This window comes from Nonomuraea sp. NPDC048901 (genome assembly GCF_040649695.1).
Taxonomy (GTDB): Bacteria; Actinomycetota; Actinomycetes; order Streptosporangiales; family Streptosporangiaceae; genus Nonomuraea.
In genome coordinates this window covers 103,966-116,513 of record NZ_JBEZFW010000011.1, presented here as the reverse complement: position 1 = coordinate 116,513, position 12,548 = coordinate 103,966, and the positions used below count along the sequence as shown (strand labels likewise).

Below are 12,548 nucleotides of genomic sequence, written 5' to 3'. Positions count from 1 at the left end.
TCGGACGCGCCTATCTGACCAGGCCGCGCGGGTGGCGGACCCGCAGGTGGCCGTAGGCGAGCTCCCCGGCGATCTGGACATGGAGCCGTCCCGGACGGGGACGACCGGGCGCCTTGCAGATCACCCGCCCCCACTCGGTCCGCGCCTGGTCGACGTTCGCCGTCGCGCCGGCCGGCAGGATGATCACCGCGGAGCCGTACGCGAGCCGGAGCTCGATCCCGATCTCGGGATGGTCGATGACGGCCCCCGACAGATCGAGGTGCACACCGCCGTACTCGGACTCGACCCGCAGCACGCGCGGGACCTGCCAGTCGCCCGACCGTCTGACGCGCCCGCCGGTGGACCTCAGCAGGATCACCTCCTCCTCGGGAGGGTCGGGCAGGTCCGCGACAGCCCGCGCCAGATCGCCCTGGGTCACGGCGGTGAGAGCCCGTTCGACCCGCTCCTCCATCTCGGCGAAGCCGAGGCGGCCGTCGGCGTACGCCTGCTGGACGCGCTGAACGATCCGGTCGCGCTCGAAGTCGTCGTACCGTCCCGCGGGGAGGTTCATTGGGAGACCGCTCTCTTGTACAGGCGCGTGGCCAGCGGGACGAACACCGCCAGGATCAGCACGCACCAGCCCACCGACACCGCCACCGCGTGCTGGAGCGGCCACGCGTCGGGCACCGGCCTGAGGGCGGTGGTGTTGCCGAACAGTTCGCGCGCCGCCTGGACGAACGTGGAGACCGGGTTCCATTCGGCGACGGGCTTGAGCGGGCCGGGCAGCCGGGAGCTGTCGACGAAGACGTTGGACAGGAAGACCAGCGGGAACGACACGAGGGTGGCGATGTTGTTGAACACCTCCGGCGTACGCAGGGCCAGCGCGATCGTCGCCGTCACCCACGAGAAGGCGTAGGCGAAGAACAGCAGCAGCAGGAACCCCGCGAGAGCCTCGAGCGGCGAGGAGTGCACGCGCCAGCCGACCAGAAGTCCCACCAGCGCCATCGTGGCGATGCTCGTGATGTTCATGAGCATGTCGCAGAGCGTCTGCCCGACCAGCACCGCCGACGGCGCCATCGGCAGCGTGCGGAACCGGTCGAAGATGCCCTTCTGCAGGTCCTGGGTGAGCGTGTAGCCGGTGATCTGCGCGCTGGTGACGATCGTCTGGACGAAGATCCCCGGGAGCAGATACTCCGGGTACGAGATGCCGGGCAGGTCGATCATGCTGCCGAACACGTACACGAACAGCAGCACGAACACGACCGGGAGGATGATCACGCCGCCCAGCAGGTCGGGAGCTCGTCTGATCTTGAGCGCGTTGCGCTTGCTGATCGTCATGCCGTCGGCGACCGCCATCTGAAGGGGGCTCATCGGACCGTCTCCTTGGTGTCGTCGATGGCGGCCTGGTGGCCGGTGAGGCTGAGGAAGACCTCGTCCAGGGTCGGCCGCCGCAGCCCGGCGTCGCGTACGGTGACGCGCTCGGCGGCCAGGTGCCCCAGGGCGGTGGTGAGAGAGGCGGCGCCGCCCGCCACGGGGATGGTGATGCTCAGGGAGGTGGGGTCGGTCCGGACGTCGGCGACGGCCAGCGGCGTCAGGACCCGGCGCACGGTCTCCAAATCGGCGGCGTGGCTCACCGTCAGCTCGATCCGGTCGCCGCCGACCTGGTCCTTCAGCTGGTCGGCGGTGCCGAGCGCGATCACCCGCCCGTGGTCGACCACCGCGATCCGGTCGGCGAGCCGGTCGGCCTCCTCCAGGTATTGGGTGGTGAGCAGTACGGTCGTGCCGCCCGCGACCAGCTCGGAGATGACCTCCCACAGGCCCACTCTGGCGCGGGGGTCCAGGCCGGTCGTGGGCTCGTCCAGGAACAGCACCGGCGGATCGGCCACCAGCGCGCCGGCCAGGTCGAGCCGGCGCCGCATGCCGCCGGAGTAGCCCTGCACCGGGCGGTCGCCGGCGTCGGTCAGGTCGAAGCGCTCCAGCAGTTCGCGGGCGCGTTGCTTGCTGCGCTTGGTGCCCAGGTGGTAGAGGCGGCCGACCATCTCCAGGTTCTCGGCGCCGGTGAGGTGCTCGTCGACCGCCGCGTACTGGCCGGACGCCCCGATGCGGGAGCGCAGGCGCTGGGCGTCGGCGACGACGTCGAGACCGGCTACGGTGGCGTGTCCGGCGTCCGGCCGCAGCAGGGTGGTCAGGATCCGCACGGTCGTCGTCTTGCCGGCGCCGTTGGGGCCGAGTAATCCGAAGACCGTGCCTTCTGGAACCGACAGGTCGATGCCGTCCAGGGCGGTGACGGTGCCGTATTTCTTGACCAGACCCTCGGCCACGATCGCGGGGGGCATGAGATCTCCTTCGGTGTTTTGTGGCATGAACTTTTTGTGTCATGAACGACGGATCGCGATGTCGCCGTAGGCGGTGTGGGCGCGTACCTCGACGATCTTGTCGGCCTGTGCCGGGCCGTCGCAGGCGTCCAGGTCGACGTCGACGGTGCCGTACTGGGAGCTCACATCCAGCCAGGCGGCGCTGCCCTCCCGGATGCCGAGTTCGAGCCGGCCGCCGGCGGTCTCCAGGACGACCGCGCCGGACACCACCTCGCCGATCCGGACATTGCCGTAGGCGGTCTTGGCGGCGACGCCGGCCAGGGCGTGGTCGACGATGATGTCGCCGTAGGCGGTGTTCAGGCGCAGCTCGCCGGTCACCGCGCCGAGGACGAGGTCACCGTTGGAGGTCTTGACCACCGCCGTGCCGTCGATCTCGCCGACCCGGATGGTGCCGTTGGCGCTGGAGATGTCGGCGTGCCCGACCGACCGGGTCACCGAGATGTCGCCGGAGCCGGTCTTCAGCTGCAGCCGGCCCGCCCGCTCCAGCCTGATGTCGCCGTAGGAGGCGGTGAACTTCACGTCGCCGAGTCGGCCTCTGCAGCGGAAGTCCGCCGTCCCGTTCGCGTCGACGCGCGAGCCGGCCGGCAGGTCGATCGTCACGTCGACGGAACCGTCCCATCCGAGCAGCGAACGGGCCCAGTTCTTGGGCGACTCGACCAGCATGTCGATCGAGCCGCTCCACCCGGACAGCGACGCGGCCCGGGGCTTACCCACTTTCACCAGGAGCCTGCCGCCGGCGTACTCGATCTGGGCCTGCTCGGCGGCCTGCCGGTCGGCGTCGTTGGACGCGTCCCTCGGGCGCACGTCGACGACGGTGTCGGTGCGATCGCTCGCGTTGATCCGGACGTTGGCGGTCGCCAGATCGATGATGGCCACGATGGGCTCGGGGGTGTCGAACGTTGGCATGGCGTTTCCCTCATGGATTCAGCGGTGTTCCGCTAGCGGAACCCGTGGTCGTGGGCCCGGCTAGCGCACCCAGCCGGTGTGGCTCCGAACGGTCTGGGCGCCCCGGTGCCGGCTCCCGTCGCGTTCGAGCGCGGCGGAGACCGCGCGGACCAGCCAGGTGTTGACCGAGAGGCCGTCTCCGGCGGCCGCCTCCTCGATGCGCGGCTTGAGGTGGTCGGGGACGCGGAGCGAGATCCGCGAGGTCCCGCCCTCGTCCGCTCGGACACCTGGATCGGCCGCCCTGACCGGCCCGGTCTCGCCCGCCTCCCCGAACGACTGGCCGACGGGCGGTGACGTCACGATGAAGCCGGGCTCGCGGCCACGCAGGCGGACCTCCACCGAGCCCGGCGCGAGATCGCGGGTGATCTCGTCCGCGGCGGCGGAGAGCGCCTCCAGCAGGGCGAGCCGAGTGGCCGGCTCAAGCGCCGCGGCGAGACGCTCGGCGGTCGCGCGGGCGTCGTCGTCGCCCGCTTGGGCGGTGGCCGCGAGTTCGCGGCGGAGGTGATCTACGTACGGCGCGAGGTCCATGACGCAACTATGACGTCACAATGGCGTCATTGCAAGTGCCTTGCTTGGCCTGCTGTGATGTCATGGAGGCGTCAAAACGCCGAGCGCCGACCGGACGGGCTCTGCGGCCGTCCGCTCGGCGCTCGGTGACCAGCGGCTTTTTTGGGGGGGTGTCAGGTCGCCTTCATCGTCTGAAGGGGATGTTGAGCCAGGGGCTGTTCGGGTCGGTCGTCAGGATTCGGTGGGCGTTGAGCATTTCCCCGTACCAGTCGCCGAACTCCTCCTCGTCGAAGTGGAGGCAGCGGCCCAGGATGTAGGCGGCGGAGAACTCTTCCCAGGAGCGGTAGTTGATCCGGCTGACCGCGCCCGCGCGCAGGACCGCCGTTTCGGCCTCCGCCAGGTCGCAGTAGCGGGCGCCGAGCCCCCAGCGGGCCATCTTCGACGCCCGCCCGTAGTCCCACGCCTCCACGGTGCGTACGAACCCGCCCTCGGGAAGCAGCCCGTCCGCCCGGAATCGCGCCTCGTAGCGGATGATCCGTCCGATGAGCCGCTGCGCTCCGGCGACCTCGGCCTCCGTCTCGGAGTCAGGGGTGGTCGCGTTCTCCGCGGCGCGGTGCCGGATGACCCGTGACGTCACCTGACGCCAGTGATCCACCTCGACCGCGCCACCGAAGTCACGGGCGAGGGTGCCGCGTATCCCCAGCACGAATCCCCAGACCGAGCTGCTCATCCGGCCCTTGAGCAGCTCCTCCTGGGCATGCTGCCACCCTTCCCGGCTGGTGATCTCCCACCACTCCTCCAGGCGCCTCCGCTCACGGACGTAGCCGGTGCCGTGCCAGCCCATCGCGTTCCAGAGCGAGGCGTTGTTCACGCAGAGCAGCGCCCCGCAGGCCAGGCCGTGAGCGACGTTGCCGTGCAGCGGGCCCCCGACCCACAGTGTGCGCAGTTGATTGCGGCGCGTGCTGGATATCCGGTCGGCATGCCAGCGCCACGTCTGCCGATGGGCGGCCGTCGCGGGGAAGAACGCCTCACACGGGGTGCCCGGATTGATGGCCAGCCACTCGTCGTCCTGGGGCCAGTCCCGGACCAGCTGTCCCAGGTCGACCTCGAAGAAGACCGGGTCGGGCGCGGGCGCCGGAAGCATCCCCTCGGTGACGAACGCGAGACTCAGGGGGCTTCCCGGCTGAGGGCCCCAGTATGCGGCGTTGTAGTGAAGCCAGCCCGGCTTGGCGTCGGCCTGAGCGCGCGACATCGCGTGATAGAGGTCCGTGCCCGCGAGAACGTCGAAGTACGCCGCCCAGTCGCCGCGCGTCTTGGCCGCGTACAGGTCACGTTCGACGTCGGTGGGCGCCAGCCATACGGCCTCGGGGGCGGCGGGATTCATGGCATCACATTGTGAAGCACGGCGTCAGGAGGGCTTGATCCGGCTCCTTCGCGGCCTGCCCGAAATAACCCGCAGTATCGCCGCACAATCGCCCCGTAATGCTGCCATACCCGAATGCGCATGACTTGAGGAAGATGGCGGCTGCCATACGTACCTCCTGACGGCAGATTCCGGTTTCGGGAGGTACGTATGCACCGCAGAGTCGCCCTGCTCTCCGCCGTCGCGCTCACCGTGGCAGGCGCCCTGGTCCCAGCGGGCGCCGCCCAGGCCACGAGCGGGACCGGCCTCGACCCCAGGCCCGTCAGGTGGTCCGCCACGGACTCCTCGGCGGAACGCAGGAACGTCCTGCAGTACTGGACGCAGCAGCGCACACTGGCGGCGCGGCCACTGGATACGCCCACGCCGCGACGTGGTAACCGGTCGAGCGGGCCGACCCAGGGAACCCCGTGGGCGACCCGCGGCGCCTCGGCCACCATCACCCAGCGCCCGTGGACCAGCGGCGGCGCGACGCGCGTCCAGACCGCCTCGGCCTCCACCGCCCAGCAGGGAGCCCGGGTGCCCAACAGCCCCGGCCTCCGGTGGACGGACGGCGGCGCCGTCGTACGTACGACCGGACGCGTCTTCTTCACCACCGCCGAAGGCGGCAACGCCTCCTGCTCCGGTACGGCGGTGACCAGCGCCAACGAGAGCGTCGTGATGACCGCCGGGCACTGCGTGAAGATCGACGGTGCGGCCCACCGCAACTGGGTGTTCATCCCGGGCTTCGACAACGGACGGCGGCCGTTCGGCACGTGGGTGGCCACCAGGATGCTGACCACGCAGCAGTGGAACGCCAACGAGGACATCAACTTCGACATCGCGGCGGTCGTGGTCGCGCCACTGCAGGGACGGACGTTGACCGACGTCGTGGGCGGGCAGGGGGTGGCGTTCAACCAGCCGAGGCAGCGGCAGATGTTCTCCTTCGGCTACCCGGCGGCGCCGCCGTTCGACGGCTCCAGGCTCATCTACTGCAGTGGGCGCGCGTTCAACGACACCGTCATGACCCGGGACCAGGGGCTGCGCTGCAACATGACCGGCGGGGCGAGCGGCGGCCCGTGGTTCCAGGGGTTCAACGAGTCCACCGGGCTCGGCTGGCTGAACTCCGTCAACAGCTTCAAGTACAACTTCGCCCCGGACTTCATGTTCGGCCCCTTCTTCGGGAACGAGGCGATGGCCGTCTACCAGGCCGCGCAGAACACCAACGCGACCTGACGCCCCAGCCCTGCCGTCGTCTGTACATCACCAGACGGCGGGGCGGCGGGGTCGGCATGCGGTCCGGGCCCGTGCGCGGGCCGCGTCGTCGTCAGTCTGTCCGTAGTACCGCCCGCAGCAGGTTGTTGACGGCCCGCTCCCTGGACAGCGGGGCCTGGCACTGCCCGTCCCTCGTCACGGCCAGGTAGGCGTCGGCCGTGGAGAGGATCCGGTCCGTGTACGACTCGGCGTCGTCGAGGTCGCGAGGGCCAGCGTGGGAAGGGGCCGCGGCGGGCAGACCGCAGCCCCTTCCAGAGCGACCGATCGACCGACCGCCCGCTCACTCACTCGCTACAGGTCAGTGGCGATGATCTTCTCGATGTTCCGTTCCGCGAGCGCCGTGATGGTGACGAACGGGTTGACGCTGGTGTTGCCGGGGATCAGCGAGCCGTCGATGACGTACAGGCCCGGATACCCGGCCAGTCGTCCGTAGTTGTCGGTGGCCTTGTTCAGGACCGCGCCCCCGAGCGGGTGGTACGTGAGGTGGTCGCCCCACACCTTGTAGACGCCGAAGAGGTCGGTCCGGTAGATCGTCCCCTCCTTGTTGTTGATCTTGTCGAAGATCGACTTGGCCATGTCGATGGCCGGCTGCTTCCAGGCGGTCTGCCAGTTCAGATCGACCTGGCCGGTCGCGGCGTTCCAGGAGAAGCGGGCGCGGTTCGGGTTCTTGGTGATCGACAGGTAGAACGAGGCGAAGGTCTCGATTCCGGTGGGCAGCGGCGCGACCTCGGCGAACGCGCCACCGGCCGCCCAGTTGTCGATGCCGGCGCAGGGGATGGTCGACTGGGAGGCGCCGGTCGGGTCCCACAGGTGGTTGGCGCGGCCGCACATGACGTTGCCGTTGTCGCCCCAGCCGTTGCCGACCTCGCTGTTGAGGTTGGGCAGCGCGCCAGTGGCCTTCAGCTTGACCAGCAGCTTGCTGGTGCCGACGCTGCCGGCGGCGAAGAACACCCGGTCCGCGGTCACGGTCTTGGTGGCCGTGGTGTCACCGGTGGTGTTGATCTGCTGGATGACGACCGTGTAGCCGCCACCGGCCGCCGGGGCGACCGAGGTGACCTTGTGCAGCGGCGAGATGGTGACCCGGCCGGTGGCCTTGGCCTGGGCGAGATAGGTCTTCTGGAGTGACTTCTTGCCGTAGTTGTTGCCATAGAGGATTTCGCCGGCCAGGGCGGACTTGGTGGCGGTTCCGGCTGCTTCCTGCTCCATGTAGTTCCAGTCGTACACGTCGGGTACGAAGACGAACGGGAAGCCGGACCGCTGGGCGTGCTTACGGCCGACGCGGGCGAACTGGTACCAGTCGGTGGAGTCGAACCAGGCGGAACGGATGGTGCCCACCCCGAGACCGGCGTTGGCCCGCGGGTAGTAGGTGTTGTACATCTCGTCGGCGTTGACCGACGGGAGGATGGCGGCGAAGTTCTCCCGCTTGGGGGTGACCGCCATGCCGCCGTTGACCAGCGAGCCGCCGCCGACGCCGCGACCCTGGTAGACGGTGATGCCGCTGAAGTCCTCGGCGTCCAGGACCCCGGTGTAGCGGGAGATGTCCCGGTCGATCGGGAAGCCGAGGAAGTAGTTGAGTGGCGCCTTGGTCCTGGTACGTAACCAGTAGGAGCGGTTGTCCGGAGCGAGAGTGCTGCAGAAGATCTTGCCGTCGGAGCCGGGGGTGTCCCAGGCCATACCCATCTCGATCATGTGTACGTCGACACCCGCCTGGGCGAGACGCAGTGCCGCCACGGAGCCGCCATACCCGGTGCCGATCACCAGGGCCTGGACATGGGCCCCGTTGCCGATCGGACCGGCCGCCGCCGGAGCCGCGGCCTGGGCCGCGGTGGGGTGGGCCGCGAGGGCCAGGGCGCCCACGCTTCCGGCGATGAATCCACGACGCGAGACACCTCTGGAACCGGCCTCGCCCGGGGTGTTGTCACTCATCCGATGGTCCTTACTCTCGGTGGGATGAGAACAGGTTCTTGCTGCAGCTCGCGCCTGGAGAAAGCCTGGAGAAGATCTAGCGTGTCCGCCGGGAAGCGGGTGAACGGCCGCTGGGCAGCCGGCACACGGTGTCGAGGCCCAGTACGTGGTTGAGCCGCCCGAAGGCCAGCCAGGATCCGATGCTCATGCTCAGCTCGACGATCTCGAGCTGGCTGTAGTGCGCGGTCATCCGGGTCCAGAACTCGTCGTCGAGGCCGTGGTGGTCAAGGGCGTAGCGTTCGGCGTATTCGGCGGCGAGCCGGGTGCGGTCGTCGAAGGCGTCGGTGGTGCGCCACTGGGTCACCGCGTCGGCGAACTCCTCCTCGACCTTCTGCCCGTCCCGCTCGGTACGCCAGTCCAGGCAGAAGGCGCACCCGTTGATCTGCGCGATCCGCAGCCGTGCCGCCTCGAACTCGCGGAGCCCGAGGGTCGTGTGGGCGTACACCGACAGGGAGAAGTGCGAGGCGGCGGTCCCGATGCCGGGCACCATCTCACCCCAGACGTACTCGATCGCGTCCTTTCCCTCGGGGATGTCGAGGTTCATGGCTGTTTCCTCCCGAGTTTGCCGATCGCGGGGCGCAGTGGGACGTCGAGCGCGTCGTAGAGCCCGGGTTCGGCCGCCACGAGCCAGTCGATGGCGCTCACCAGCCGGCCGACCGCGGTGGCGTTCCCGCCCGCTGCCCGGTTGCCGCCCTCGTCGGTGGCCTCGATCGTGACCTCGATGCGCGGGCGGCCCTCGATGATCACCCGGTGCGCCGCGTGGCCGTCGGGCGGCGTCGGCCAGTCCGGCGCGCAGGACGGATGGATGCGGGTGACGTGCTCGATGACGATGCGGGGCTCGCCCTCGACGATGCCCTGCACCTCGAAGCGCACCGCGCCCTGGGTGCCGGCGTCGAACTCGCCCATCGTCTCCGTACGTACCGTGGCGTCGAGCGGGCGCCGGTCGCGGCTCTCGCGGATCTCGTCGAGTTCGACGCCGAGGGCTCTGGCCATCAGCCGTACCTGGCCGCCCCACACCATGGTCGGGACCGTCTGCGCGATCATCGGCGGCTCGTAGTCCATCGGCTGGCCCATGCCGACCAAGTACCGGACCGAGTCGGGCTGGTCGTAGGTGGAGTAGTCGAAGATCTCTTGGCAGCGGATCACGTCCACGGTGCCGCCGAGTCCGCTGATCAACAGGGGCAGCACGTCGTTGCCCCAGCCCGGGTCGATGCCGGAGACGAACAGCGAGCCGCCGCCGTCCGCGATGGCCGCCAGCACCGGCTCCCGCAGCTCCGGCGGGGCGTTGCGCTGGTCATAGAGCGCGTACAACGAGGGGGTGACGACCACGGCACCGGCCCGGATCGCCCTGATGATGTCGGCCAGCGCCTCGTCGGGGCGGATGTCGCCGGACGCCGCGTAGACGACGGCGTGGGGACAGGCGGCCAGCACCGCGTCGACGTCGTCGGTCGCCGCGACCCCCAGATCATGGTCGAGCCGGGCGAGCGCGCCCGCGTCGCGGCCGACCTTGCCGGGATCGTGGACGAGTACGGCCGCGAGTGTCAGTGCCGGATGAGCCTCGACGGCACGGATGGCCGCACGGCCGACATTGCCCGTGCCCCAGACGATCGTGGACAGCATGAGCGGAGCGTAGCAAGCGCTTGGTTAGGTGCATAGAGCCATCGCGACGCCGACCGCGCCCGGCGCCGCCCGGACCCCCTACATAGAAATAAAGCTGTCATCGGCCGGAATTCGCATGGTCCGGACCGGCGAGGGATCCACCGATAACACGTGGGATAGCGCCAGAGCGCTGTTCAGCGACTGCCCTGAAGAGATATCCCGCTGAACGATTTAAAGGGCACATACCCAGGCAGAACGCGTCACCGCGTCAGCTCGAAGGAGAATGCGAATTTGCCGCCGCGTTTCCCATGACGACGTGACGAGGTGGATCGTCATCGCCATTTCTTGCCGCGACTCTCGTGCCGCTCACGCCACCTATGACCCCAACTGCCGCGCTCCTGTACGTGAACGCCGACGACGGCACAGCCTTCGCCATCAAGCCCGAATCGCCGCTCTGACCTGCGACTTCTCCATCCGGGTGAACCATGCCGCCGATGCCCCCGTATCTGATGAAAAGCGGGCTTTCCCGCCCACGTCATCAATCCGGGAGGAGTTCCCGTATGGCGAATGCCTCGGGGAGCAAGCCATTCAGGCCATGGCTGGGAGTCGTTTCCCTAGTCGGAGGTGTCGCCCTCGTTCTGGCGGGTGGCCCGTTATCCGGGCAGTCGCGGAACATGGTGAACCTGTCCGCCAGCGCGGACACGATCACCTGCCCGAACGTCGCCGACAAACTGCCGGACATTCCCGCCCAGGCCCAAGCCGAAGTGGACCGCAACCTCAAACTCCTGCAAACCCAGATCAACGAAGCCAACAACCGACTCATCACCTCAGCAGGGGAAGGCGGCCCCAACTTCGTACAGAACGCCATCCTCGGCCCCCTGGCCGACAAACGAACAGCCACCATCAACCGCATCGCCACAGCCATCGGACGAGTCGCCGACCGCCCCACCGGGCTGGACGGCCTGGCCACCTGCAAACTCGGCAACGGCGGCGGCGCGACCGCCCCCGCCACCCAGGACCCTGACGCCTCAGAGCCCCCCACGTCGCCGCCGTCCGACGACGCGACCACACCGCCGTCCGACAATGCGACCACACCCCCCGCCACCGGCGGGAACAAGATCACCTGCCCGGACGTAGCGGGCAAACTTCCCGAGATTCCCGCCCAGGCCCAAGCCGAAGTGGACCGCAACCTCAAACTCCTGCAAACCCAGATCAACGAAGCCAACAACCGACTCATCACCTCAGCAGGGGAAGGCGGCCCCAACTTCGTACAGAACGCCATCCTCGGCCCCCTGGCCGACAAACGAACAGCCACCATCAACCGCATCGCCACAGCCATCGGACGAGTCGCCGACCGCCCCACCGGGCTGGACGGCCTGGCCAAGTGCACGCTCGGCAACGGCGGCGCAGCGACCTCGAAGCCGAGCGCGAGCGCGAAGGCGGCGTCCGGGCCGACGGCCGACGACTTCGTCGACATCCAGTCGGTCGACCCCGTGCAGCAGCTGCAGAGGACCGCTTCCAGCGGCACCTTCGTCTCCAGGTGTGGCACGCCCCAGGAGGGTCACGCCAACAGCGACAACGTCATCACCGCTCCAGGTGTGGCCAAGGGTGGCCAGCAGCAGAACGACTACGTGGGCAATGTGTCCACGGACGCCTTCTCCACGAACGAGAGCCTGGCCGCTTCGGACACCACCTGCCGCATCCGCGCCGACAGGTCGACGTACTTCTGGCCGGTCCTGCGGGTAGGCGGCGCGGACGGCAACGCCGTGCGGCCGTCGCTGGTGCAGTTGCAGTTCCGTGGCAACGCCATGTCGAAGGTCACGGCCGCGCCTCAGTTCCTCAGGCTGATCACCGGCGACGCGCAGGCGGTGAGCGGCGGCAGGCCCAGTGACACGGCCAGTGACGCGCCCAGCGACACTGCCAGTGACGTGCCCACCGACCTGCCCACCGATGTGCCCACCGACCTGCCCAGCGACACGGCCAGTGACGTGCCGAGCGACCCGCCCACTGACACGGCCAGTGCCAAGGCCAGTGACACCGCCACTGACGCACCCAGTGACGCGCCTAGTGACGCGGCCAATGCCAGGCCCACGTGGAGCTGCACCGGCTTCGCCAACAGGCTGACCGACAAGTATCCGATCTGCCCGTCCGGCAGCAACCTCATGCGTGTCTTCGACATGCCCAGCTGCTGGGACGGCCAGAACCTCGACAGCGCGGACCACCGTACCCACGTCGTCTTCCCCGACGAGAACGGAGCCTGCCCGGCCGACACCCAGGCGGTGCCGCAGTTGCGCGTCACGCTCGTCTACGACGACGTGCCCAACACCCAGCCCGACGGTACGAACGTCCCCTTCATGGTGGACAGCGCCCCCAGCGAAGGGAACAGCCCGAACACCGACCACGCGGGTGCCATCGCGGTGATGTCGAAGCAGCTCATGAACAACGTCGTCCGATGCATCAACAGCGGCAGGAGGTGCTGACAACCGGAAGGAACCGCTGACAGC

General features: G+C 69.0%; 11 protein-coding genes. 2 read left to right on the top strand and 9 right to left on the bottom strand.

Annotated elements, in window-relative coordinates; translation table 11 throughout:
• Nucleotides 1-10: 10 nt before the first annotated feature.
• The 6 genes from AB0C30_RS34280 to AB0C30_RS34255 all read right to left on the bottom strand — a co-directional run bounded on the left by AB0C30_RS34280 (nt 11) and on the right by AB0C30_RS34255 (nt 5,190).
• Complete coding sequence (locus AB0C30_RS34280) at nt 11-550, bottom strand: DUF1707 domain-containing protein (RefSeq protein ID WP_357952278.1); 540 nt, start codon at nt 548-550, stop codon at nt 11-13.
• Nucleotides 547-1,350: an ABC transporter permease gene (locus AB0C30_RS34275; protein WP_357952277.1), complete on the bottom strand. Its 804-nt coding sequence runs from the start codon at nt 1,348-1,350 to the stop codon at nt 547-549. Before AB0C30_RS34275 ends, AB0C30_RS34280 begins: the two co-directional genes overlap by 4 nt.
• Nucleotides 1,347-2,315, bottom strand: a complete 969-nt coding sequence (locus tag AB0C30_RS34270) for an ATP-binding cassette domain-containing protein (RefSeq protein WP_357952276.1) — start codon at nt 2,313-2,315, stop codon at nt 1,347-1,349. Before AB0C30_RS34270 ends, AB0C30_RS34275 begins: the two co-directional genes overlap by 4 nt.
• Before the next feature lie 39 nt (nt 2,316-2,354).
• The gene (locus AB0C30_RS34265) at nt 2,355-3,260 is read right to left on the bottom strand and encodes a DUF4097 family beta strand repeat-containing protein (protein WP_357952275.1); all 906 of its coding nucleotides are present in this window, start codon (nt 3,258-3,260) and stop codon (nt 2,355-2,357) included.
• A 60-nt stretch (nt 3,261-3,320) separates the two neighbouring features.
• Entirely contained in the window at nt 3,321-3,827 is a 507-nt protein-coding gene (locus AB0C30_RS34260) for a hypothetical protein (RefSeq protein WP_357952274.1), read from the bottom strand.
• A 163-nt stretch (nt 3,828-3,990) separates the two neighbouring features.
• A complete protein-coding gene (locus AB0C30_RS34255; protein ID WP_357952273.1) occupies nt 3,991-5,190 on the bottom strand; it encodes a DUF1266 domain-containing protein in 1,200 nt (399 codons plus the stop codon).
• A gap of 189 nt (nt 5,191-5,379) precedes the next feature.
• Here AB0C30_RS34255 and AB0C30_RS34250 point away from each other — a divergent pair, with 189 nt between their 5' ends.
• Nucleotides 5,380-6,441 carry a peptidase gene (locus AB0C30_RS34250; protein ID WP_357952272.1) on the top strand — a complete coding sequence of 354 codons (1,062 nt, stop codon included), beginning with the start codon at nt 5,380-5,382 and terminating at the stop codon, nt 6,439-6,441.
• A gap of 330 nt (nt 6,442-6,771) precedes the next feature.
• Here the strand turns inward: AB0C30_RS34250 and AB0C30_RS34245 are convergent, their stop codons facing one another.
• The 3 genes from AB0C30_RS34245 to AB0C30_RS34235 form a co-directional block, all read right to left on the bottom strand.
• Nucleotides 6,772-8,406 carry a GMC oxidoreductase gene (locus tag AB0C30_RS34245; RefSeq protein ID WP_357952271.1) on the bottom strand — a complete coding sequence of 545 codons (1,635 nt, stop codon included), beginning with the start codon at nt 8,404-8,406 and terminating at the stop codon, nt 6,772-6,774.
• Nucleotides 8,407-8,482: 76 nt separating this feature from the next.
• Nucleotides 8,483-8,989, bottom strand: a complete 507-nt coding sequence (locus tag AB0C30_RS34240) for a carboxymuconolactone decarboxylase family protein (RefSeq protein ID WP_357952270.1) — start codon at nt 8,987-8,989, stop codon at nt 8,483-8,485.
• Complete coding sequence (locus tag AB0C30_RS34235) at nt 8,986-10,065, bottom strand: dihydrodipicolinate reductase (RefSeq protein ID WP_357952269.1); 1,080 nt, start codon at nt 10,063-10,065, stop codon at nt 8,986-8,988. The genes AB0C30_RS34240 and AB0C30_RS34235 overlap by 4 nt, the downstream gene beginning before the upstream one ends.
• A gap of 653 nt (nt 10,066-10,718) precedes the next feature.
• On the opposite strand from AB0C30_RS34235, the gene AB0C30_RS34230 reads away from it, so the two are divergent.
• Nucleotides 10,719-12,524, top strand: coding sequence for a DUF1996 domain-containing protein (locus AB0C30_RS34230; protein WP_357952268.1), 1,806 nt, complete (start codon nt 10,719-10,721; stop codon nt 12,522-12,524).
• The last annotated feature ends 24 nt before the right edge of the window (nt 12,525-12,548 follow it).